Raw genomic sequence first — 21,764 nt, forward strand, 5'->3', positions numbered from 1 at the left:
CGGGTCACGCTCCTTCCGAGCGACGTGCGGGGTGGCCGACGTCGACGATGTGCGCCACGGCCGCGGCGGGGTCGAGCCGGACGTAGTTCTCGGCGCCCCAGCGCCAGGTCTGCCCGGTCACCTCGTCGTGCGCGGTGAACCGCTCGTCGGGCGAGCGGCCGAGCGCGGCGAGGTCCAGGCGCAGCGTGCCCTCCCGCGGCGTCCCGGGGTCGAGCGTGATCACGCAGACCACGGTGTCGCCGGTCGCCGGGTCGGTCTTGGAGAAGGCGATCAGGGCGTCGTTGTCGACGTGGTGGAAGGTCAGCTCGCGCAGTTGGCGCAGTGCCGGGTGGGCGCGGCGCACCTCGTTGAGGCGGGTCAGCCACGGTTCCAGGGAACGGCCCTCGGCCAGGGCGCGGTCGAAGTCGCGTGGTCGCAGCTCGTACTTCTCCGAGTCCAGGAACTCCTCGCCACCGGGACGCAGCGCCGCGTGCTCGTGCAGCTCGAAACCCGAGTAGACGCCCCACGTCGGCGCGAGCGTCGCGGCCAGCGCGGCACGCAGCGCGGACATCGCGGGCAGACCGGATTGCAGGCTCGTCGGCAGGATGTCCGGCGTGGTGACGAACAGGTTGGGGCGGGCCTCGTGCGCGTGCGCGGCGATCTCCGCGCCGAACGCGGTCAGCTCGGCCTTCGTGTCGCGCCAGGTGAAGTAGGTGTACGACTGGTCGAAACCCAGGCGCGCCAACCCGTACAGGCGGGCGGGGCGGGTGAACGCCTCGGCCAGGAACAGCACGTCCGGGTGCTCGCGCTTGACCTCGTGGATGAGCCGGTGCCAGAAGTCCGGCGGCTTGGTGTGCGGGTTGTCGACCCGGAAGATCCGCACCCCGTAGCCGATCCAGTGCAGCACCACGCGCAGCACCTCGGCACGCAGGCCCTCCGGGTCCCGGTCGAAGTTGAGCGGGTAGATGTCCTGGTACTTCTTGGGCGGGTTCTCGGCGTAGGCGATGGAGCCGTCGGGCCGGGTGGTGAACCACTCGGGGTGCTCGGTGACCCACGGGTGGTCCGGCGCGCACTGGAGCGCCAGGTCCAGGGCGACCTCCAGGCCCAGTTCGTGGGCCCGTTCGACGAAACCCTTGAAGTCGACGAGGGTGCCCAGGTCGGGGTGGACGGCGTCGTGGCCGCCGTCGCGGGAGCCGATCGCCCACGGCGAGCCGACGTCGCCGGGTTCGGCGGTCAGGGAGTTGTTGCGCCCCTTGCGGTGCACTTCGCCGATCGGGTGGATCGGGGGCAGGTAGACGACGTCGAACTTCATCCGCGCGATGCGCTCCAGCGCGTCGGCGGCGGTGGCCAGGGTGCCGTGCACCGGTCGGCCGTCGGCGTCCAGACCACCGGTGGAGCGGGGGAAGAACTCGTACCAGGCGCCGTGCGCGGCACGGGTGCGGTCGACCTGGAGGTGGTGGGTCTCGCCCCTGGTGACCAGTTCCCGCAGCGGCCGGTCCCGCATCGCCCGCGCGACCGGGGAGTCCAGCGCGTCGGCGACGCGCCTGCCGGGTGGCAGCGACTCGTCGGCGAGCACCGCGGCGGCGGCCAGCAGGGCGGAGCGCTCGGCACGCGGTCGTTTCAAGGACGCCGCGCGGCGCAGCAGCGCCACCCCCGTGGCCAGGTCGTTGGCCAGTTCGCCCGCGCCCTGGCCCGCGTCGAGCTTGGCGCGCACCGCGTGCGCCCAGGTGCCCCACGGGTCGGACCAGGCGTCGACGCGGAACGTCCACGCGCCGGTGCGGTCCGGCGCGATCACCGCGGACCAGCGGTCCGCACCCGGGTCCACCAGCGTCATGCCGGTCTGCCGCGCCACCCGGTCCCCGGGTCCCCGCCACACCACGGTCGCGCCCGCCGCGTCGTGCCCCTCCCGCCAGACGGTCGCCGTCACCGGGACGTGTTCACCCGCTACGGCTTTCGCGGGATAACGTCCGGCGGCGACCACCGGCGTCACATCTTCGACATAGATTCGGCCGGACATTGCTGCCGTCCTTTCTCGGTGGATCAAACAAAAGTTTGCCGCACGGTCGGCGCGGGAATTACTGCGGCTCAATCGGTTCGGAAAGTTCGTGACCAGCAACTACGGCCTCCGACCAGGGCGAAGTGACGTAGTGCCGGGGTGGGGTGGTCCCCGGGGTTTCGCGTTAACTTCCCGCCGCACTGCACGGAGTGATGCCGCCGACCGGTGCCTTCCTTGTTGCCGGCCGGTCCGGTGACCAAGCTTGCGGTCGGCAGGGGAATTCACCGCTCCTGTCGACCGACAGCCACGGAGAAACGATGACGAAGAAGATTCTGATCGTCCTCTCGGAATACGGCTACTGGGGCGAGGAACTGCTCGGCCCGGTCGCCACGTTCGACGAGCAGGGCTACCAGTCGGTCTTCGCGACGCCCACCGGCGCGCGGGCCCGCGCCCTGCCGCCCAGCCTCGACCCCGGCTACATCGACCCGCCGCTCGGCCGGTCGGTGACCACGCCGGAGGTCGCGGTGGCCGCGAAGGAGCTGGACGAGTCCTCCCGCCTGGACAACCCGATCAGCCTCGCCGAGTGGATCCCGGACCGCCCGTACTTCAGCGAGCCGGACTACCTGCGCAAGATCGAGGCGTACAACCGCGAGCTGGGCAACCTCGACGACGACATCAAGCAGTTCGACGCGCTGGTGATCGTCGGCGGCTCCGGCCCGATCGTGGACCTCGCCAACAACGAGCGGCTGCACGAGCTGATCCTCGCGTTCCTGCGCGCGGACAAGCCGATCGTCGGCGAGTGCTACGGCGTCGCACCGCTGGCCTTCGCCCGCGACTGGGAGGACCGCAAGTCGATCATCTGGGGCAAGCACGTCACCGGGCACTGCAAGGAGTACGACTACAAGGACGGCACCGGCTTCATCGGGGTCGACTTCAACATGGGCCCGCCGCCGTACCCGCTGGAGTACATCCTGCGCGACGCCACCGGACCCGACGGCGCCTACCACGGCAACGTCGGCAAGGAGGTGTCGGTGATCGTGGACTACCCGTTCATCACCGCGCGGTCCACGCCGGACTCGTTCCCGGCGGGCGAGAAGCTGGTCGAGGTCCTCGAATCGGGTCTGCGCCGGTTCGGTTTCTGAGTGCTCCCGCCCGCGCCCGCCACGCCGCCCCGGCACGCACCGGTGCGGCGCGGCGCGGCGCGCGCCAACGAATCGGAAGGAAGTCGGTCATGACCGCAAGGCCGGGAAAAGTGGCCATCTTCGAGCAGTTCGCCGCCGATGGCTTCACCCGGATGTTCGGCAACCCCGGGACCGTCGAGGAGGGGTTCCTCGACATCCTGGAAGGCGTGCCGGGCTTCGAGTACGTCCTGGCGCTCCAGGAGACCGTCGCGATCGCGATGGCCGACGGCTACGCCCGCGCCACGGCCGGGCCCGCGCTGGTCCAGCTGCACACCGGCGTCGGCCTCGGCAACGGCATCGGCATGCTGTACCAGGCGATGCGCGGTCACTCGCCGCTGGTCGTCATCGCGGGCGAGGCGGGTGTCCGGTACGACGCGATGGACTCGCAGATGGCCACCGACCTGGTCGCCATGGCGAAGCCGGTGACCAAGTGGGCCACCCGCGTCACGCACCCGTCGTCGCTGCTGCGCACGTTGCGCCGCGCGGTGAAGACCGCGATGACCGCGCCGCGCGGCCCGGTGTTCGTCGCGCTGCCGATGGACGTGCTGGACGCCGAGAACACCGAGCCCGCCGTCCCCACCACCGTGCCCAGCCAGGCCGTGGTGCCGGTGGCGCAGGACCTGGACCGGGCGGTGGCGGCGTTGTCCGGCGCCTACCACCCGCTGATCCTGCTGGGCGACGGCGTTTCCGTGTCCGGCGCGCAGGAGGAGCTGACCCGCGTCGCGGAGCTGCTGGACGCGCCGGTGTGGGGCGTGGACAGCTCCGAGCTGAACATGGACAACACGCACCCGTTGTGGCAGGGGCAGCTCGGCCACATGTTCGGCGCGCGCAGCGCGGGGATCGTCGCCGACGCGGACGCGGTGCTGGTGGTCGGCACCTACGTGTTCCCCGAGGTGTTCCCGTCGCTGGACAACCCGTTCCGCCCGGACGCGCGGATCGTGCACATCGACCTGGACACCTACGAGATCGCCAAGAACCACCCGGTGGACGTGGCGCTCGCCGCCGACCCGAAGCACGCGCTCGCGGGCATCGCCGAACGGCTCACCGCCGCCGGCAGGCGGCCGACCGCCCGGTCCTCCGCGGTGTGGCGGCGGCCCCGGCCCGAGCCCAACGCGCCGATGATGGAGCTGTTCGCGGCGGAGCTGGCCGAGCAGGGCGGCAGCGACCTGGTGCTGTTCGACGAGGCGCTCACCGCCTCGCCCGGCCTGACGAAGTACCTGCCGCCACGCGTGGCGGGCAACTACTTCTCCACCCGGGGCGGCTCGCTCGGCATCGGCATCCCCGGCGCGATCGGCGCGAAGATCGCGCGCCCCGACGCGGAGGTCATCGGCTTCACCGGCGACGGCGGCAGCATGTACACCATCCAGGCGCTGTGGACCGCGGCCCGCGAGGGCGTCGCGGCGAAGTTCGTGATCTGCAACAACCACCGCTACGAGCTGCTCGACCTGAACATCGAGGAGTATTGGCGGGAGCGCGGGATCGACCGCCACGAGTACCCGTCCGGTTTCGACCTCGGCAGGCCCGAGATCGGTTTCGTGGAGCTGGCGCGCGCCATGGGCGTGGACGCCATGCGGGTGGAGAAGCCGAGCCAGGTCGCGGGCGCGGTGCGGCGGATGCTCACCGCCACCGGTCCGTTCCTGCTCGACCTGGTCACGAAGTAGGCCGCCGATGCCCACGCTGCCCAGGCGCGAGAACGGCCGGTTGGCCGGCCGCACCATCGCGATCTTCATGGAGACCGACTACGTCGAACCCGAGATCCACTACTACGAGCGGAGGTTCGCCGAGGAGGGCGCGACGATCGAGTACCTGACCCGGTTGTGGGGCCAGGAGTCCATCACGTTCACCGGGCACGAGTACCAGGTGCCGCTGACGGTGACCGGCGACCTGGAGGCCGTCGACGACGCGCGGCTGCGCCGCTACGACGCGGTGATCGTGCCGTCCGGCATGGTGTCGGACCGCCTGCGGTACACCGAGGACGTCAACGCCCTCGCGCCCGCGGTGCGGTTGCTGCGCCGCGCCTTCGACACGCCCAGCGTGCTCAAGGGCATCATCTGCCACGGCATGTGGCTGGTCGCGCCGATCCCCGAGGTGGTGGCGGGCCGCCGCGTCACGTGCCACAACAACCTGATCGGCGACGTGCGCAACATGGGCGCGGTCTACACCGACCAGGACGTGGTGGTGGACGGCGACCTGGTGACGGGTCGCAGCGCGGACGCGGCGCACCTGTTCGCGCGCACGCTGATCGACCTCATCGCGGCCCGCACGCCGGAGGGCACCATGCGCAGCCGCCAGCGGATGCTGCGCGGGTTCGGGGTGACGCCCGGTGGCCGCTGACAACCCGCAGCCCGGCGCCAGCCCGGCCGGGCCCCGCCGACGACACGACGACAAGGTGACCCCCGATGGCCGTTGACTTCGTCTTCTCCGACCTGGTCGCCGGGTACGTGGTCCGCTTCGACCCGACCCGCGGCGCGCTGGACCTGCGCACCAGCGACGGCCGCGAGGTGCGCGTGCGGGTCACCAAGGACACCCACGCCGAGCTGATCCGCAACCTCGGCGAGCCCACCCGGCCGGTGGCCGAGCCGATGGTGGACGTGCTGGTGGCCGGCAGGCACGTGTTCGCGCACGGCCTGTACTACCCCGAGCGCGGCGCCACCACGTTCGACGCCAAGCGGATCGTGCTGGTGGGACCGGGGCTGGCGTACCGGTTCGAGGAGGCCGACTGGTGGCCCCACCAGCTCGCCGAGCTGGCCCGGTTCTACCGGCACGCGCAGTTCGGCGCGAGCAACCCGGTGGACTTCGCCGACTACCGCACGATCCTGCGCCTGGGCGGCGACAAGGCCGACGACCACGTGCAGGAGACCGACACCGTGTCCCGGCTGGTGTACGGCATGGCCAGCGCGTACATGCTCACCGGCGACGAGGACTTCCTCGACGTGGCCGAGCGCGGCACCGAGTACCTGCGCGACAACATGCGGTTCGTGGACCGGGACGAGAACGTCGTCTACTGGTACCACGGGATCGACGTGCGGGACGGCATCCAGTCGCGGTGCTTCGCGTCGGAGTTCAGCGACGACGCGCAGTCCATCCCCGCCTACGAGCAGATCTACGCGTTGGCCGGGCCGACGCAGACCTACCGGATCACCGGCGACCCGCGGATCGCCGACGACATCGACGGCACGCTGCGGCTGTTCGACCGGTTCTTCAAGGACCCGGTGCGCGGCGGCTACTACTCGCACATCGACCCGATCCTGCTCAGCCCGCACCACGAGTCGCTGGGACCCAACCGGTCGCGCAAGAACTGGAACTCCATCGGCGACCACGCGCCCGCCTACCTGATCAACCTCTACCTGGCGACGGGCGAGGAGCGGCACGCGCGGATGCTGGAGGAGACGTTCGACCTGATCGTCGAGCACTTCCCGGACGCCACCAGCCCGTTCGTGCAGGAGCGGTTCCACGGCGACTGGTCGCCCGACCGCACCCACGGCTGGCAGCAGGACCGCGCCGTGGTGGGCCACAACCTGAAGATCGCGTGGAACCTCATGCGGATGAACGCGATCAAGGGCAAGGACTCCTACACCACGCTCGCCGACCGCATCGCCCGCTCGCTGCCCGCGTACGGCAGCGACCGGCAGCGCGGCGGCTGGTACGACGTGGTGCAGCGGGTCCTCGGCGTCGGGCAGGACACGCACCGCCTGGTGTGGCACGACCGCAAGGCGTGGTGGCAGCAGGAGCAGGCGATCCTCGCGTACCTGATCCTCGCCGGCACCACCGGCGACGCGGAGTTCGTCAAGCACGGCCGGGAGGCGCAGGCGTTCTACAACGCGTTCTTCCTCGACCACGACGAGGGCGGCGTGTACTTCAACGTCCTCGCCGACGGCCACCCGTACCTGCTGGGCACCGAACGGCTCAAGGGCAGCCACTCGATGTCCATGTACCACTCGGCGGAACTGGCGTTCCTGTCCACTGTGTACGGTCGCCTGCTAGGTGGTGGCGGCCCGTTGACGCTGTGGTTCAAGCCCCGGCCGGATGGCTTCCGGGACCGGGTGCTGCGGGTCGCGCCGGACGCCCTGCCCGCGGGCACGGCCCGGCTGGAGTGGGTGGAGGTCGACGGCAGGCCGCACGCCGACTTCGACCCGGTGGCGATGACCGTGCGCCTGCCGGACTCGCGGCAGGACGTGACGGTGCGGGCGCACCTGGCGCCCGTCGAGCGGTGACGGGGTGGCGTCGCCGCCGGTGGTGCTGTTCGACCTGAGCGGCACCACCACCCTGTCCGCCGCCGCGCTGCGCAGGCTGCTGGTGGACTACCGGTCCGCCGGGCGGGCCGCGCTGGTCGGCGTGGGACCCGCGTTGCGCGGCGTGCTCGCCGCGACCGGTTTCCTCGGCCACTTCACGGTTCTGGAGCAGTCATGAGCACGGCGGAGCGCGTCGACTCCTACCCGACGCACTGGATCGCGGGTTTCGGGGTGCGTGCCGGGCGGCTGCTGCCGTTCGGCGCCACCCCGGTGCCCGACGGGATCAACTTCGCGGTGCCGTCCAACCACGCCACCGCCGTCACGCTGGTGCTGTACCGGCGGGGCGAGGCGGAACCGCTGGCGGAGCTGCCGTTACCGGACCAGTTCCGGGTGGGCGGCGTGTGGGCGGTGACCGTGTTCGGCGTCGACGCGGACACCGTGGACTACGGGTACCGCGTGGACGGGCCGTTCCAGCCGGAGGCGGGTCACCGGTTCGACCCGTCGGTGGTGATCGCGGACCCGTACGCGAAAGCCCTCACCGGCGGCGAGGAGTGGGGCGTGCGGCCCCGGCCGTACGAGCCGACGCGGTGGCGGTCCCGGGTGGTGCACGACGACTTCGACTGGGAGGACGACCGGCGACCCGGCATCGCGCACGAGGACCTGGTGGTCTACGAGCTGCACGTGCGCGGCTTCACCCGGCACCACTCGTCCGGCGTCCGGCACCCCGGCACGTTCGCGGGCCTGGTGGAGAAGATCCCGTACCTGAAGGAGCTGGGCGTCAACTGCGTCGAGCTGATGCCGGTGTTCGAGTTCGACGAGTTCACCAACTCGCGGCACGACCCGGAGTCCGGCACGTGGTGGTACAACTACTGGGGTTACAGCACGGTCGGCTTCTTCGCGCCCAAGGCGTCGTTCGCGGCGACCGGTGCGCACGGCCTGGCCGTGGACGAGCTGAAGAACCTGGTGAAGGAGCTGCACCGGGCGGGCATCGAGGTCATCCTCGACGTGGTGTTCAACCACACCGCGGAGGGCAACGAGCACGGGCCGACGATCTCGTTCCGCGGCCTGGACAACCACACGTTCTACATGCTCACGCCCGACGGCGGCTACCACAACTTCAGCGGCACCGGTAACACGGTGGACTGCAACGACCCCGTGGTGCGCGGCTTCGTGCTGGACTGCCTGCGCTACTGGGCGGCGGAGTTCCACGTGGACGGCTTCCGGTTCGACCTCGCGGCCATCCTGTCCCGCGGCCCGGACGGCGCGGTGCTGGCGAACCCGCCGCTGGTGGAGGCGCTGGCCAACGACCCGGTGCTGCGGGACTGCAAGCTGATCGCCGAGGCGTGGGACGCGGCGGGCCTGTACCAGGTCGGCACGTTCCCCGGCTACCGGCGGTTCGCCGAGTGGAACGGCCGCTACCGGGACGTGCTGCGCCGGTTCGTCAAGGGCGACAGCGGTGTCGTCGGCGAGCTGGCCACCAGGTTCGTCGGCTCGCCCGACCTGTACGGCGACCGGGCGCCCGCCGCGTCGGTCAACTTCGTCACCGCGCACGACGGGTTCACCCTCGCCGACCTGGTGTCGTACAACGACAAGCACAACGAGGCCAACGGGGAGGGCGGCCGGGACGGCGACGACGGCAACCACTCGTGGAACTGCGGCGTGGAGGGGCCCACCGCGATCCCCGAGGTCGTGCGGTTGCGGCGGCGGCAGGTGCGCAACCTGCTGCTGCTCCTGCTCACCAGCCAGGGCGTGCCGATGCTGCTCGCCGGCGACGAGGTGGGCCGCACCCAGCGCGGCAACAACAACGCGTACTGCCACGACTCGGAGCTGTCGTGGTTCGACTGGGGACTGGTGGCGCGCAACAACGACATGTTCCGGTTCACCCGGCGTGCGCTGGCGTTCCGCGCCGCGCACCCGGCGCTGCGCAGGCGCGCGCACCTGGTGGGCGGGCAGGACGTCACCTGGCACGGCCGCGAACCGGGACGGCCCGACTGGTCGGGTGGCAGCCGCCTGCTGGCGGCGACGCTCAGCCACGGCGACGACCACGTGTACGTGGCGGCGAACGCGCACTGGGAGGACGTGGACGTCACGCTGCCGACCGGGTTCGCGTGGCGGTTGTTCGCCGACACCGGCCGGGACGTGGTGCACGAGCCCGGCCACGAGCCGGCCGTCCGGACGCCGCGGCTCAACCTCGGGCCGCGGTCGGTGGTCGTGCTGACCGCCCGCCCGGACTGGCCGGACACCGAGAGAGGGGATGGGGAATGAGTTTCGCAGCGAAGAGCCACGTGTGGGACGGGACGGCGACGATCCGGCTCACCGGCGAGCTGGCCGCCAAGTCGGCGGGGCAGTTCAACCGCGTCATCGCGGACGTGTCGGCGCAGGACCCGCACCGCTTGGTGCTGTTGCTGGACGAGCTGACCTACCTGTCGTCGGCGGGCCTGCGCAGCCTGGTCTACGCGCACCAGCGGCTCGGCCGCGGCGTGGAGATCGTGCTGGTCGGCGCCCAGCCGGAGGTCGCGGAGACGATCCGCCTCACCGGCTTCGACCGCAGCGTGGTGATGCAGGAGCCGACCGGCGCCTGACATGACCACCGCCAAGTCCACAGTGGACGACATCGGCGCGCGGGTCGCGGAGGTCGTGCGGTCACTGGCCGCACGGGCGGCGCTGACCCGCGCGCAGGCGTACCGGCTGCGCCTGGCCGCGGACGAGATCGCGACGAACATCGTGCTCCACGGCTACGGCGGGGAGGGCGAGGTCGGACTGTGCGGCGGCGTCGCGGAGGACCACGTGTGGCTGCGCACGGAGGACTCCGCGCCGCCGTTCGACCCGCGTGACCACGACCCGTCGCCCGTGCTGACCGCCGATCCAGCCACCCGCGCCCCCGGCGGCCTGGGCGTCCACCTCGCCCTGGCCGCCGTCGACGAGCTGCGCTACGAGCAGGTCGCCGGCCTCAACCACACGACGCTGGTGGTGTACCGCGATGCCTGACCGACCGGCGTCCACGGCCCGCCGCACGCGGACGGTCCTCGTGGTGGGTGAGCGGCACACCGAGCTGTCCGACGCGCTCGTGGAGGCGGGTTTCGACCCGGTCACCGCCGACCCCGTCGAGATCGCGAACGACCCGGACGCGGTCGGCAGGCCGGACGTCGCGCTGCTCGCGGCCTCGCTCGGCCTGCCCCGCGTCGCGTTGCTGAGCAGGCTGCTGCGGGAGGCGGGCGCGGCCGGGGTCGCGGTGTACGCGGACGGCGACCTGGGGGCGCTGGAAACGTGCGTGCGGGCCGGGTTCGAGTACGTCGCGCCGCCGTACTCGCCGGTCCTGCTGCGCAGCAGGCTGGTGTCGGCGTGGGAACGCGGCCGGCTCACCACCAGGGGCGAGCGCCTGGCCGCGGACGAGTCGCGGCGCGAGTACGAGCGCGATTTGTTCGTGGCACACGAGTTGCAGGCCGGGTTCCTGCCCGACGCGCTGCCCCAGCCACCGGGCTGGGAGCTGGCGGCCCGGTGCCGACCCGCCCGCATGGTGTCCGGCGACTTCTACGACGGTTTCGAGCTGCTGGACGGCCGCCGCCTCGGTTTCGTGGTGGCGGACGTCTGCGACAAGGGCATCGGCGCGGGCCTGTTCATGGCGTTGATCCGGACCCTGTTGCGGCACAGCGCCGAGCACACGCCCGCCTCGCGGGTCGCCGACGGCGGGCCGGACCTGCCGCCCCGGCTCGCGTTCGGCGCCGGACCGCTGGTCCAGGCCGTGGTGGACACCAACCGCTACCTCGCGGCCAACCACCTGCGCCAGGGCTACTTCGCGACGGTGTTCTTCGGCGTCCTGGACCCGTTGTCCGGCGGCCTGGTCTACATCAACTGCGGCCACAACCCGCCGGTCGTGCTGCGGGCGGACGGCGGCACGACGACGTTGCCGCCCACCGGTCCGGCGCTGGGGATGCTCCCGGACGGCGAGTACCGGCTGGGCCGGGTGTTCCTCAACCCGGGCGACTCGCTGTTCGTCTACACCGACGGCGTGGTGGAGGCCGCGGACGCCCGCGGCGACCGGTTCGGCACGCGTGCCATGCTCGACGCCCTCGCCCCCGACCGGTCCGCCCGGGACCTGCTGGACGGCGTGGACGACGCGGTGCGCCGCCACGTGGACGGCGCCGAGCAGTCCGACGACATCACCACGCTGGGGTTGCGCCGACTGCCCGCCGGCCCGTTGCGCTGACCGCCGGGAACGACCGGTAAAACCGCACGAAGTGCCCCCGGCAGCGGATTCGAAAAGCTTTCGAGACCATTTTCCGCCATAGGATATCACTCGGCCGAAGAATTTCCGGGCCGATCGGAAGCGAAGTGCGAGGGACAGAGATGAGTGTTGTCGAGAACATCCGGTTCCGGCTGGTCGACGGCGTCACCGAGGCCGAGTTCCGGGAGCGCGACCGCAAGGTCCACTTCGAGTACATGGCGAAGCGCCCCGGTTTCGTCTCCCGGGCCTCGTCGGTGAGCGCCGACGGCGAGTGGTTCGTCGTCGTGCACTGGGCCACCCCCGAGGACGCGGAGGCGACCATCAACGGCTTCTTCGCCGCGCCCGAGACCCAGGACTTCCTGGCCGCGGTCGACAAGACGACCGTCGCGTCGGGCAGCTACACGCTGGTCAACCAGTCCTGAGGGCGGTGGCACGCGGCGGGCCCGCGGGCCCGCCGCGGCACGTCACAGCGCGGCGCGGACACCGGCCAGCGCGTCACCGAGCGCCGCCAGGTGCCCGTCGGGCGTGGTGTGGCCGAGTCCCATGGTGTCCACGGACAGGTGCGTGGCGCCGAGGTCGCGCCAGCCGCGCACGTAGTCGGCCCGCCGGTCCGCCGGCAGGTCGGCGAGCGTCAACCGGGTCTCGAAGCCGATCGCGGCCGGGTCCCGGCCCGCGTCGCGGGCGTAACCGCGGACGCGGTCGAGCTGCTCCCGCGCCACCTCGTCGGGCCACCGGCGCGGCATCCAGCCGTCGCCGAGCCGCCCGACGCGGCGCAGGGTCCGCTCGGCGTAACCGCCGAACCACACGGGTATCGAGCCGACCACCGGCTTGATGCCGGCGCCGTCGACGCGGTGCCAGCGGCCGGTGAAGTCCACCGACTCGGCGGCCCACAGCCTGCGCAGCAGCTCCACCTGCTCCTCGCTGCGCGCGCCCCGGTCGTGGAAGTTCTCGTTCAGCACGTCGTACTCGACCTCGTTCCAGCCGATGCCGACGCCGAGCCGCAGCCTGCCGCCGGACAGCAGGTGCACCTCGGCGGCCTGCTTCGCGACCAGCGCGGTCTGCCGCTGCGGCAGCACCAGCACGCCGGTGGCCAGCTCCAGGGTGGAGGTGACGCCGGCCAGGAAACCGAACAGCACCAGCGGTTCGTGGAAGGCGTCCCGGCTGGTGTACCCGCGCCACCCCGGGCGCTTCGCCGGGTCCGCGCCGACGACGTGGTCGAACGCCAGCACGTGGTGGAAGCCGAGGCGCTCGACCTCCTGCGCCCAGGTCCGGATCGCGCCGGGGTCCGAGCCGATCTCGGTGTGCGGGAACACCGCTCCGATGCGCATGGGACTCCGATCAGGTGGCGGGAAGTGGTCACGGCGGTGGCCGCGCCGAAGCGCCGCCACCGCCGTGAACCGAGGGGTGCGAGAAGTGGTCAGGCGGGTTCCGGCGCCGTTGCCGGAGCGGACGCGGGCGCGTCGTCGGCCGCGGCGTCCGCGACGGCCGGCGGCTTGAGGAAGCTGACGCCCCACGCGATCGGGAGGGCGACGGCCACAACGATGAGGCCCACGAGGAGCACGGTGTTGGGGGTGTTGCCGTCGGCGGAGATGACGCCCGCGCCGACCGCCGCGCCGATGGCGATGCCCGCGTTGATCGCGGACGGCGGCAGGGTGCCCGCCAGCGCCGCGCCGGGGCCCGCCAGGCCGACGATGCGGTACTGGAGCGACGGCACCAGGCCGAAGCTCAGCGTGCCCCAGGCGATCAGGCCGACCGCGGCCAGCGCCGGGATGTTGCCGATGGCGTAGAGGAAGCCGAGCGCGACCACCAGCAGCACGTTGATGATGACGATGGTGCGGGCGGCGTTCTTGTCCGCGAACCGGCCGCCGCCGAACGAGCCGATCGCCGCCGCGACGCCGTAGATCAGCAGGAAGGCGCTGATCAGGCTGCCGTTGATGCCGGTGACCTGCTCCAGGAACGGGGTGATGTAGGTGAGCACGGCGTACTGGCCGGTGTAGAGGACCAGCACCAGGCCGAGCATGGCGAGCACCCGCGGTGCGAGGGCGTACTTGACCTGGTCCTTGGCGCTGGACGCGCCCTGGTTCGGCACGCCGGGGACGAAGATCAGCAGCAGGACGAGGCACAGCGCGCCGAAGATGGTGATCGCGGCGTACGAGCCCTTCCAGCCCAGCGTCTGCCCGATCAGCGTGCCCAGCGGGACGCCGAAGGCGATGGCGATCGCGAAGCCGCTGATGACCATGGAGATGGCGCGGCCGATGCGCTCGGGCGGCGAGATCGAGATGGCGGTGACGAACGCGGCGCCGACGAACAGGCCCTGGAGCGAACCGGTGATGAACCGGACGGCGACGAACAGCGCGAAGCTGCCGCCGAGGATCGCGGCCAGGTTGCCCAGCAGGAACAGGACGAGGCTGGCGATCAGCAGCGAGCGGCGGGGCAGCTTCACGGTCAGCGCGGTTAACACCGGGCCGCCGATGGCCATGCCGAGCGCGTACGCGGTGACCAGCGAGCCGGTCGCGCCGATGGAGACCTGGAGGTCGTCGGAGATGAAGTTGATGATGCCGACGATCACCATCTCGACGTTGCCCATGGCGAAGGTGGTGAGGAAGAGCGTCACCAGCGCCAGGGTCAACCTGGATTGGCTCAGCGCCGGTGGCTGGGTCGTACTCATGTGAACTCCCTGTCTTGGCGTCCAGCACGGCATCCCGTTGGCCTGCGGCGAAGAGGTGGCCAAGGGCGGCGCTGCGGACTAGACTATAGGGAACCATCCCTAACAACGCAACGGCAGGAGGCGACGTCGTGCAACGCTCGGCAGCCGAGACCCGGTCGCACTTGCTGAAAGTCGCCCACGAGCTGTTCTACTGGCGCGGCATCCGGGCCACCGGCGTCGACCTGGTCGCGGCCGAGGCCGGGGTCGCGCCGACGACCCTGTACCGGCTGTTCGCGTCCAAGGACGAGCTGGTCGGGGCGTACGTGGAGCAGGCGGACCACGCGTTCCGCGAGTGGTTCGAGTCCGTGGTCGAGCGCGCGGGCCCGGACCCGCGGGAGCAGGTCCTCGCGGTGGTCGACGGGCTGCTGGTCCGCATCGGCACCGACCAGAAGCGCGGCTGCGCGCAGATGATGACGTTGGCCGAGTTCGCCGACGCCGAACTACCCGCGCACCGCAACGCGGTCGCCGCCAAGACGTGGATACGCCACCGGTTGCGGGAACTCGTCGGGCGCCTGCCCGGCGTGACCAGGCCGGACGTGATCGCCGACCAGTTGACCCTGGTCGTCGAGGGGCTCTACGCGTCGAGCCAGTCGCTCGGCGCGGACGGGCCGGCCAAGCAGGCACGGCGGCTCGCCGAGGCGATCCTCCCGACCCACGCGCCGCGGTCGGGCGGGTCCTGAGGCGAGGTGGCCGTGCCACCACGGCGGAGGGCGCCGACGCGATCGCGTCGGCGCCCTCCGGAATCGTCCCCGCGCCCGGCGGTGGCGCGTCGGGACCGTGATCAGCCCGCGCTGCCGGGGGGAGGTGGCGACAGCACGATGCCGTAGCGCGAGGACAGGTCGACGATCTGCTGCTTCTGCACGTCGGTCAGCGGCGGGGGCGCCTCGCCGGGGACGGCCTCGGTGCCGATCGAGTTGAAGAAGCCCTCCATGCCCGCGCCCGGCGAGAACAGGAACAGCATTCGGGACACGTGCAGGCCCACGTTGCGGAACCGGTGCCGCACGCCGCGCGGCACCCAGACGAAGTCGCCCTCGCCGGCCCGGAAGGTGTCCTCGCCGTTCAGGAACTCCAGGTCGCCGGAGAGGATGAAGAACGCCTCGTCGGTGTAGGGGTGGACGTGCGGGGGCGGTCCGCCGCCGGGCGGGACCGTCGCCTCCGCGAACGTCAGCGAGCCGTTCGTGTTCGCGGTGGTGGCCTTGAAGGTGTAGATCGCGTCGCCGAACCAGATGGTGGGCCCGGTTCCGGCGGGGTGATGAATTACTTCCGCCACGGGAAGCTCCTTTCTTGGCGGCTTTCAGCCTATTGATCGGGTGGTGCTCGGGAAAGGCTGGTGGAATGCCCGGCGGGCAGTCCGTCAAGTCGCTTTCCCGGTGAATGCGCGGGTGGGTCGGGGCGGTCGCGACGGGTTTGCCGCCCGGCCGGCCGCGGAGCTGGGTTGGCGTGTGCCGGGTTGGCCGCGGAGTCGGGTTGGCGCGTGCCGCGGGAGTGGCCCGCGCCGGTGGGCGGTTCCGGGTCGGCCTTTCGGTCGGCCGCGGGGTGGTCGAGTGACGATGTCCGGTGGCGGAAAGCGCTTTCCCGGCGCGACTTGGCCGGTCGCGGAGGCGTCCGGCGCGTGCGGGGAAACGGCCCGCGCCGATGGGTGCGCCCGGGACCGGCTTTGCGTTGCGGCGGAAAGCGCTTTCCGCGGCTGCCTGACCGGTTGCGAGGGCGTCCGGCGCGTGCAGGGGAGTGGACCGCGCCGATGGGTGGTCCCAAGATCGGCCTTTTGGTCGCGGAAGGCGCTTTCCAAGCCTGCCCGACCGGTCGCGGGGACGATCGGCGCGTGCGGGGGAGCGGCTTGCGCCGGTGGGTGGTTCCGAGGTTGGCGCGCGGAAAGCGCTTTCCGAACCGCCTGGTCGATCGCGGGGGCGTCCGGCGTGGGCGGGGAGCGGCTTGCGCCGGTGGGCGGGTCTCGAGTCCGCCTCCCAGTTGGCCGCAGGGCGTTCGGGTGGCTGTCCGGCCCGCGTGGTAAGAGCTTTCCCAACGGCGTCGTTTGGCGGGGCGCGCGAGCACGGCCTGCTTGATCGGTGCCGCTTCGTCGGTGTGCCTTGACCAGCCGGGTGATAAGCACGGGCGGTAAGCGCTTTCCTGGCGGTGCCGCTTGGCGGGATTTTCGGTAAGCGCTTTCCTTCGTGCCGCCTGGCCGGTCGCGGGGTGGTCGGCGTCGCACGCGTGGTGGCCGGTCGGCCGCCTGGTGGCGGGGTCGCCTGGTGGCGTGGCCGCGTGGTGGCCACGACCACCGCGCGAGGCCCAGCCGGTGGCCCCCGCGGCGTGCGGTGGCTCTCCGCCGATGGGCTGGGCCGGCGGAGAGCCCCTGCCGCGCCGCCGGTCCGGCCCACCAGCCGGCGGCGCGGCAGGGGCGCGCCGCGCGGGCGGTCAGCGGATCAGGGCGGGCACGCCGCGGAACACGTTGTCCGGGTCGTACTGGGCCTTCAGGGCGAGCAGGCGGGAGTGGTTGCGGCCGTAGGCGATGCGCACCCGCTCCTCCTCGTCCGGCCCGAGCAGGTTCACGTAGCCGCCGGGCAGCGAGTGCGCCGCCAGCGCCTGGTCCAGGTCCCGCGTCCACTCCTCGTGGACGGCTGCGGGATCGCCGGCCTCCCACGTGCCGACGACCTCGATCAGGTTGTGCTCCCGCCGCAGCTCGAACGGCGTCGCGGCGGGCGGCACGCGGGTCGACGCGCCGTGGAAGTGGTGCACGAACAACCCGGAGTACGGCGACGTGAACCGCGCTGCGGCGTCCACCAGGACGTCGGCCACCTCGTCGCTGATCTCCGACACCTGGCGGTTGGCGGCCAGCACGTGCCTGCCGTCGACCACCACCGGGTCGAGCAGGCCCAGCACCTCGAACGGCGTCATCGTGCCGAGCGTCGTGGCCACCGGCGTGCCCAGCGCGTTCAACCGGTCCGCGTGCCGCTGCGCGCGCCCGGCGTCACCGCTCCACATCGGCATCAGGAACAGCAGCGGCACGCCGTCCGGACCCGTGAAGAAACCCGTCATGACCGACAGGTCGTCCGGCGCCGCGGCGGTCAGCTCGCGGTAGCCCTTCAACACCTTGCGCGCCTGGTCCAACCCGAACAGGACCAGGCCGGACATGGCCCGGCGCAACGGGTGCGCGCGGTAGGTGGCGCGGGTGACCACGCCGAAGTTGCCGCCGCCGCCGCGCAGGCCCCAGAACAGGTCCGGGTTCTCCGCGGCGCTCGCGGTCACGTGTGCACCGTCGGCCAGCACCACGCGGGCGCTCACCAGGTTGTCCGCCGCCAGGCCGTGCCTGCCGTTGAGCAACCCGTACCCGCCGCCGAGGGTGAGGGCGGTGATGCCGACCGCCTTGATGGTGCCGGTCACGGCGGCCATGCCGTAGCGGTCGGCCGCCGCGCCCACCACGCCCGCCGTCGCGCCGCCCTGGGCGTCCACAGTGGACGCGTACGGGTCGACCCCCACGGAGCGCAGGAAACGCAGGTCGAGGACGACGCCGCCGTCACGCACCGCGCGGCCCGCCCAGTCGTGCCCGCCGCCGCGCACCGACAGCGGCAGGCCGTGCTCGCGCGCGATCCGCACGGCCAGGGCCACGTCGCCCTCGGTGGCGCAACGCGCGATCATCGCCGGGTGCCGGTCGGCGGCGCCGTTCCACACCCGGCGCGCGGTGTCGTAGTGGGGGTCCGTGGCGACCAGCACGTCGCCGATCAACGCCGACCGCAGCTCGCTCAACGCGGCGGCGGACTGCGCGGACACCGATGTCGTGGATGTCATCTGTGGCTTCCTCCAACGATGGGTGTTTCTGCTCAGGGGCGGGGCAGCAGCCAGATCGTGTCGTCGCGCACCTCGACCGGGTGCGTCGTCAGACCGGCCGACGCGGGCGGCGCGAGCGCGCGCCCGGTGCGCAGGCAGAACGTGCCGCCGTCCAGCGGGCAGGAGATCCGGCCGTCCCGCACCAGCCCGGCGGACAGCGGCGCGTGCGCGTGCGGGCACCGGTCGTCGACCGCGTACAGCCGACCACCGTCGTTGAACACGGCGATGGCGCCGCCGGTGCCGGTCTCCTCCCTCGGCACCCGCAGCGCCACGCCCGCGGGCAACTCGTCCACGCCGCACACCAGCACCCGGCGGTGCGGCCGTTCCGCCACCGTGCCCTCCCCGTCAGCCCTGGTAGTCGATCCGGGCGAGGCCGAACTCCTCGGCCGCGATGATCGGGTCGAAGAACTCGTGGTACTCGTAGATGTGGCCGGACTCGGTGAACTTGAAGATCGACACGTAGGTGTTGCGGTACCGCTTGCCGCCCTTGAGCAGGCAGTTCCCCTCGAACCGGGCGATGACCGTGTCGCCGTCCTCCCACGCCTCGGTGATCGGGAACTCCCAGCTCTCGAACATGCCGGGGGTGTCCTTCCACCGCGAGTAGACGGCGGTCTTGCCCACGATGTGGTGCGGGAACATCTTGGTGCCGAAGGGGTAGTAGTGGTCCGCCCCCTCGGCCCACAGCTCGATCCACGCGTCGATGTCCATCTCCTCCAGCAGGCGGAGGAAGGTGTGCACCGTCTGCACGTTCCGGCTCAGGCCGTCAGCCATTTGCTGTCTCCAGTGTCCGATCGCCCCGGTCTGGCGCCGGGGCTGCGGCGCCGCGCCGGCCCACCGCCGCGGCGCCGCGGGAAGTCGTGCGCTACCGCGCTTCCGGGCCGATGATCCAGTGCTCGCGCGTCACCAGCCGGTGCACGTAGCGGGTGTTGACGAACGCCTCGTAGTCCTCGGTCAGCTGCTTGTACTCCGGCGACGCCAACGCGTCGCGCAACGCCTCCACGTCGTCGAACCACAGCTGGTACGCCGCGTCGAGGGTGGGCTCGCCGATGCCGTACCAGCCGTCGACGGTGTGGCCCTGGATGTAGCGGCGCAGGCCGGGCAGCTTCAGGCCCAGCTCGCCGTGCTGGTGCAGGCTGTAGGCGCGGAAGTCCTCCAGGGACACGCCTTCCTTGCGCTTCACCAGGACGATCAGCTTGACCCAGTTCTGCCCCTTGTACAACGCGGGGCCGGCCTTCAGCTCGTGCGCGGTGGTGTCCAGCACGAGCGTCTGCCAGAACGCGGCCCAGTTCGGCTCGTCCAGGCGCGCGCCCTGGAGGAACTCCTCGGTCTGGAGCGAGGCGATCTGCTCCTCGGGGCGCAGCCAGATCTCGGCCACGCCCTGCCACTTCGGGTCGCCGTTGCCCAGGTCGAAGTCGAACGTGGTGTCGATCAGGTACTTGCGGATCTGGGGGATCTTGCTCGCGTACTGGACCGCGTGCACGTTCACCCAGTAGTCCTGGAACTCCCGCACCGTCATGCCCGGCTTGGGCGCGGCGAAGATGAGCTGGTGGATCATGTCGTGTCCCCCCGGTCAGACCTTGTAGCGCTTGATGACGTCCTCGGCGAAGCCGATGTAGTCGCGCAGCGGCCACACCTCTTCGAACTCCAGGTACTCGCGCATCGGCAGCCGGCCGAGCGCGGTGCGGTCCAGCTCCTCGGCGTTGGGCGCGTCGATGATGCCGATGACCCGCTTCTGCGCGGCCACCTTCCACAGGCCGACGGCGAACCCGGAGTCCAGCGTCTCCTGGGCGTGCTCCGCCTCCTCCTGCTCGATCTCCCACAGCTCGTCGAGCGTGATGCGGCCCTCGTGGTTCCACTTCATCTGGACGTAGAACAGCACGTGCGTCTTCTCCTTGCGTAGGAAGGGTTCTAGCGGGTCTTGGCGCGGATCAGCGCGGTCAGCGGGTGGTCCGCGCCGAACTCGTCCACCGCGAGGTCCAGCGGCGTCTTGCCGTCGTGGCCGACGACGTCGAGCCGCGCGCCCGCCTCCACGACGATCCGGGAGCACTCCTCGTACCCGTGCCAGAGCGCGTCGTGCAGCGGGGTGTACCCGTTGGTGGCGCCCTGGAAGTCCAGGTCGACCCCGGGCCAGTGGGCGATCAGCCGGGTCAGTTCGACGTGTCCGTTGTAGACGGCCTTGTGCAGCGGCACCGCGCCGAACGTCGGCTCGGTGGCGTTGACGTCCGCGCCGGCCTCCAGCAGCAGCCGCGCGATCTCGGTGTGCCCGTCGCGGGAGGCGACCAGCAGCGGGGTGTGCGCGTCGTTGAACCCGTTGACCACCGGGAACCGCTCGTCCACCGGCGCGCCGTCGCCGAGCAGCTTGCGCACGCCCTCCACGTCGCCCTGGGTGACCGCGGCCATCAGCAGCTGGTCGGCGGCGCGGCGCTCGTCGGACGCCTGGCGCTCCTGGATGTGCTGGTGCGCCAGCAGGATCTTGTCCTTGCCCATGGTGTTCACGTTCAGCTCGTACTCGAAGTGCTGCTGCAACGAGAACCCGTAGTGCGTGCTGAGGTTCAGGCTCGCGCCCCGGTCCAGGAGGTACTTCGCGATCTCCGGGTGCTTGAACCAGACCGCGTCCATCACCGGCGTGTGGCCCGTGTTCGGCGTGACGGCGTCGATGAACGCGCCCGCCTCCACCAGCGCCTCCACCACGGCGAGGTCGCCGCCCTGGCACGCCTTGTGCAGCGCGGTCGCGCCGCCGCCGCTGTCCACCGCGTGCACGTCCGCGCCCGCGGCGATCAGCAGCCGGGTCAGCTCGACGTCCGCGCGACCGGCCGCGATCAGCAGCGGCGTCAGGCCGCTCGCCGGGTCGCGGTGGTCGACGCGCGCGCCGAACCGCAGCAGCTCGGCGGCGGTCTCCCGGTCGCCCGCCCAGGACGCCGCGACCAGCCGCTCCTCGCGGTCGGCGTTGAACGCGGCCACCTCGCTGTTCGGGTCGAAGTAGACCTTCCACGCGATGATCCGGCCGTGGTCGTCCACGGTCAGCCGGTGGACGTCCTCGATCTCGAACTCCTGGCGGGTCCGGGTCTGCGCGGCCCGCGTGTAGATCACCGCGAACGCCGTGTCGCCCTCGGCGCGCACGTCCCGCAACGCGTAGTCCAGCACCTCGGTCGTCTCGCCGCGGACCGCGAACGCCCGGCGCACGGCGGGCAGGCCGACGTGGCGGCCCAGGTAGGGGATGACCTCGTTCCACCGGTCCACCGGCAGGTCGAAGTCGATGGTGTGGGACAGCGCCGACAGCGCCGAATCCAGGTCACCGCGTTCCAGGTCGGTGAAGAACTTCTCCACCACCCGGCGGGTACGCTCACTGCTCATCGCAGAGGTCCTCACTGCTCGTGCTCTTCGCTGCGGAATTGACGATGTGTCGGATCGGCGCGCGACCCGACAACGGGCCGGGCGCGCATTCAGTAGTTCACGGTGGTCGGATCCGCGACAAGGCGGCCGACAATGCGTGACGGGACTGCGTGAGGTCACCGCAGCAGCTCACGAAGTGCCATCCGGCCAGTTCGCCGACCTTGTCGGAACACCTCTCCCGGCCGCACAGTTGCGATCGAGCCCGGCAAAAAATGTAGTCGAACCC

Annotated in this window: 21 protein-coding genes; 11 read left to right on the plus strand and 10 right to left on the minus strand. The window is 71.6% G+C overall.

Features of this window, described 5'->3' with window-relative positions; translation table 11 throughout:
* Positions 1 to 4: 4 nt before the first annotated feature.
* On the minus strand, positions 5 to 1,996 hold the full coding sequence (locus tag KZQ38_RS11205) for a maltotransferase domain-containing protein (RefSeq protein WP_219440915.1): 1,992 nt from the start codon (positions 1,994 to 1,996) through the stop codon (positions 5 to 7).
* A gap of 296 nt (positions 1,997 to 2,292) precedes the next feature.
* Between KZQ38_RS11205 and KZQ38_RS11210 the strand changes: the two genes are divergently transcribed.
* The 10 genes from KZQ38_RS11210 (at position 2,293) to KZQ38_RS11255 (ending at position 12,035) form a co-directional block, all read left to right on the plus strand.
* On the plus strand, positions 2,293 to 3,117 hold the full coding sequence (locus tag KZQ38_RS11210) for a type 1 glutamine amidotransferase domain-containing protein (RefSeq protein WP_219440917.1): 825 nt from the start codon (positions 2,293 to 2,295) through the stop codon (positions 3,115 to 3,117).
* An 89-nt stretch (positions 3,118 to 3,206) separates the two neighbouring features.
* Positions 3,207 to 4,817, plus strand: coding sequence for a thiamine pyrophosphate-binding protein (locus KZQ38_RS11215; protein WP_219440919.1), 1,611 nt, complete (start codon positions 3,207 to 3,209; stop codon positions 4,815 to 4,817).
* A gap of 7 nt (positions 4,818 to 4,824) precedes the next feature.
* Positions 4,825 to 5,490 (plus strand): DJ-1/PfpI family protein, encoded by a 666-nt coding sequence (locus KZQ38_RS11220; protein WP_219440920.1) that lies wholly within the window; start codon positions 4,825 to 4,827, stop codon positions 5,488 to 5,490.
* Positions 5,491 to 5,555: 65 nt separating this feature from the next.
* The gene (locus KZQ38_RS11225; protein ID WP_219440922.1) at positions 5,556 to 7,370 is read left to right on the plus strand and encodes an AGE family epimerase/isomerase; all 1,815 of its coding nucleotides are present in this window, start codon (positions 5,556 to 5,558) and stop codon (positions 7,368 to 7,370) included.
* A gap of 4 nt (positions 7,371 to 7,374) precedes the next feature.
* On the plus strand, positions 7,375 to 7,566 hold the full coding sequence (locus KZQ38_RS11230; RefSeq protein WP_219440924.1) for an STAS domain-containing protein: 192 nt from the start codon (positions 7,375 to 7,377) through the stop codon (positions 7,564 to 7,566).
* Positions 7,563 to 9,653 carry a glycogen debranching protein GlgX gene (gene glgX, locus KZQ38_RS11235; protein ID WP_219440926.1) on the plus strand — a complete coding sequence of 697 codons (2,091 nt, stop codon included), beginning with the start codon at positions 7,563 to 7,565 and terminating at the stop codon, positions 9,651 to 9,653. The genes KZQ38_RS11230 and glgX overlap by 4 nt, the downstream gene beginning before the upstream one ends.
* On the plus strand, positions 9,650 to 9,970 hold the full coding sequence (locus KZQ38_RS11240) for an STAS domain-containing protein (RefSeq protein WP_219440928.1): 321 nt from the start codon (positions 9,650 to 9,652) through the stop codon (positions 9,968 to 9,970). The genes glgX and KZQ38_RS11240 overlap by 4 nt, the downstream gene beginning before the upstream one ends.
* Position 9,971: 1 nt before the next feature.
* Positions 9,972 to 10,376, plus strand: coding sequence for an ATP-binding protein (locus tag KZQ38_RS11245; RefSeq protein WP_219440930.1), 405 nt, complete (start codon positions 9,972 to 9,974; stop codon positions 10,374 to 10,376).
* On the plus strand, positions 10,369 to 11,595 hold the full coding sequence (locus tag KZQ38_RS11250) for a PP2C family protein-serine/threonine phosphatase (protein ID WP_219440932.1): 1,227 nt from the start codon (positions 10,369 to 10,371) through the stop codon (positions 11,593 to 11,595). Before KZQ38_RS11245 ends, KZQ38_RS11250 begins: the two co-directional genes overlap by 8 nt.
* A gap of 140 nt (positions 11,596 to 11,735) precedes the next feature.
* On the plus strand, positions 11,736 to 12,035 hold the full coding sequence (locus KZQ38_RS11255) for an antibiotic biosynthesis monooxygenase family protein (protein ID WP_219440933.1): 300 nt from the start codon (positions 11,736 to 11,738) through the stop codon (positions 12,033 to 12,035).
* Between the two features lie 42 nt (positions 12,036 to 12,077).
* Here KZQ38_RS11255 and KZQ38_RS11260 read toward each other — a convergent pair whose 3' ends face one another.
* Entirely contained in the window at positions 12,078 to 12,941 is an 864-nt protein-coding gene (locus KZQ38_RS11260; RefSeq protein ID WP_219440935.1) for an LLM class F420-dependent oxidoreductase, read from the minus strand.
* Between the two features lie 89 nt (positions 12,942 to 13,030).
* Entirely contained in the window at positions 13,031 to 14,281 is a 1,251-nt protein-coding gene (locus KZQ38_RS11265; RefSeq protein WP_219440937.1) for an MFS transporter, read from the minus strand.
* 128 nt (positions 14,282 to 14,409) lie between these two features.
* Here KZQ38_RS11265 and KZQ38_RS11270 point away from each other — a divergent pair, with 128 nt between their 5' ends.
* Positions 14,410 to 15,000 carry a TetR/AcrR family transcriptional regulator gene (locus KZQ38_RS11270; RefSeq protein WP_219440939.1) on the plus strand — a complete coding sequence of 197 codons (591 nt, stop codon included), beginning with the start codon at positions 14,410 to 14,412 and terminating at the stop codon, positions 14,998 to 15,000.
* 101 nt (positions 15,001 to 15,101) lie between these two features.
* Here the strand turns inward: KZQ38_RS11270 and KZQ38_RS11275 are convergent, their stop codons facing one another.
* From KZQ38_RS11275 to KZQ38_RS11305, 7 genes are all read right to left on the minus strand, one after another.
* Positions 15,102 to 15,590 (minus strand): cupin domain-containing protein, encoded by a 489-nt coding sequence (locus KZQ38_RS11275; protein ID WP_219440941.1) that lies wholly within the window; start codon positions 15,588 to 15,590, stop codon positions 15,102 to 15,104.
* 1,145 nt (positions 15,591 to 16,735) lie between these two features.
* The gene (locus KZQ38_RS11280; protein WP_219440943.1) at positions 16,736 to 18,106 is read right to left on the minus strand and encodes an FAD-binding oxidoreductase; all 1,371 of its coding nucleotides are present in this window, start codon (positions 18,104 to 18,106) and stop codon (positions 16,736 to 16,738) included.
* A 32-nt stretch (positions 18,107 to 18,138) separates the two neighbouring features.
* Positions 18,139 to 18,477, minus strand: a complete 339-nt coding sequence (locus tag KZQ38_RS11285; RefSeq protein ID WP_219440945.1) for a non-heme iron oxygenase ferredoxin subunit — start codon at positions 18,475 to 18,477, stop codon at positions 18,139 to 18,141.
* 13 nt (positions 18,478 to 18,490) lie between these two features.
* Positions 18,491 to 18,916: a nuclear transport factor 2 family protein gene (locus KZQ38_RS11290; RefSeq protein ID WP_219440946.1), complete on the minus strand. Its 426-nt coding sequence runs from the start codon at positions 18,914 to 18,916 to the stop codon at positions 18,491 to 18,493.
* Between the two features lie 91 nt (positions 18,917 to 19,007).
* The gene (locus KZQ38_RS11295; RefSeq protein ID WP_219440948.1) at positions 19,008 to 19,700 is read right to left on the minus strand and encodes an EthD domain-containing protein; all 693 of its coding nucleotides are present in this window, start codon (positions 19,698 to 19,700) and stop codon (positions 19,008 to 19,010) included.
* A 15-nt stretch (positions 19,701 to 19,715) separates the two neighbouring features.
* Complete coding sequence (locus KZQ38_RS11300) at positions 19,716 to 20,024, minus strand: muconolactone Delta-isomerase family protein (RefSeq protein ID WP_121219005.1); 309 nt, start codon at positions 20,022 to 20,024, stop codon at positions 19,716 to 19,718.
* Positions 20,025 to 20,053: 29 nt separating this feature from the next.
* Positions 20,054 to 21,499, minus strand: a complete 1,446-nt coding sequence (locus tag KZQ38_RS11305) for an ankyrin repeat domain-containing protein (protein ID WP_219440950.1) — start codon at positions 21,497 to 21,499, stop codon at positions 20,054 to 20,056.
* Positions 21,500 to 21,764: the final 265 nt, after the last annotated feature.

The organism is Saccharothrix obliqua, from assembly GCF_019375475.1.
Taxonomy (GTDB): domain Bacteria; phylum Actinomycetota; class Actinomycetes; order Mycobacteriales; family Pseudonocardiaceae; genus Actinosynnema; species Actinosynnema obliqua.

Bases quoted from the DNA above. Each gene is read 5' to 3' on its own strand.
- KZQ38_RS11205 (WP_219440915.1), bottom strand. From the start codon at position 1,996: ATGTCCGGCCGAATCTATGTCGAAGATGTGACGCCGGTGGTCGCCGCC.
- KZQ38_RS11305 (WP_219440950.1), bottom strand. From the start codon at position 21,499: ATGAGCAGTGAGCGTACCCGCCGGGTGGTGGAGAAGTTCTTCACCGAC.
- KZQ38_RS11210 (WP_219440917.1), top strand. From the start codon at position 2,293: ATGACGAAGAAGATTCTGATCGTCCTCTCGGAATACGGCTACTGGGGC.
- KZQ38_RS11290 (WP_219440946.1), bottom strand. From the start codon at position 18,916: ATGGCTGACGGCCTGAGCCGGAACGTGCAGACGGTGCACACCTTCCTC.
- KZQ38_RS11295 (WP_219440948.1), bottom strand. From the start codon at position 19,700: ATGATCCACCAGCTCATCTTCGCCGCGCCCAAGCCGGGCATGACGGTG.
- glgX (WP_219440926.1), top strand. From the start codon at position 7,563: ATGAGCACGGCGGAGCGCGTCGACTCCTACCCGACGCACTGGATCGCG.
- KZQ38_RS11245 (WP_219440930.1), top strand. From the start codon at position 9,972: ATGACCACCGCCAAGTCCACAGTGGACGACATCGGCGCGCGGGTCGCG.
- KZQ38_RS11225 (WP_219440922.1), top strand. From the start codon at position 5,556: ATGGCCGTTGACTTCGTCTTCTCCGACCTGGTCGCCGGGTACGTGGTC.
- KZQ38_RS11250 (WP_219440932.1), top strand. From the start codon at position 10,369: ATGCCTGACCGACCGGCGTCCACGGCCCGCCGCACGCGGACGGTCCTC.
- KZQ38_RS11240 (WP_219440928.1), top strand. From the start codon at position 9,650: ATGAGTTTCGCAGCGAAGAGCCACGTGTGGGACGGGACGGCGACGATC.
- KZQ38_RS11265 (WP_219440937.1), bottom strand. From the start codon at position 14,281: ATGAGTACGACCCAGCCACCGGCGCTGAGCCAATCCAGGTTGACCCTG.
- KZQ38_RS11215 (WP_219440919.1), top strand. From the start codon at position 3,207: ATGACCGCAAGGCCGGGAAAAGTGGCCATCTTCGAGCAGTTCGCCGCC.
- KZQ38_RS11280 (WP_219440943.1), bottom strand. From the start codon at position 18,106: ATGACATCCACGACATCGGTGTCCGCGCAGTCCGCCGCCGCGTTGAGC.
- KZQ38_RS11220 (WP_219440920.1), top strand. From the start codon at position 4,825: ATGCCCACGCTGCCCAGGCGCGAGAACGGCCGGTTGGCCGGCCGCACC.
- KZQ38_RS11260 (WP_219440935.1), bottom strand. From the start codon at position 12,941: ATGCGCATCGGAGCGGTGTTCCCGCACACCGAGATCGGCTCGGACCCC.
- KZQ38_RS11255 (WP_219440933.1), top strand. From the start codon at position 11,736: ATGAGTGTTGTCGAGAACATCCGGTTCCGGCTGGTCGACGGCGTCACC.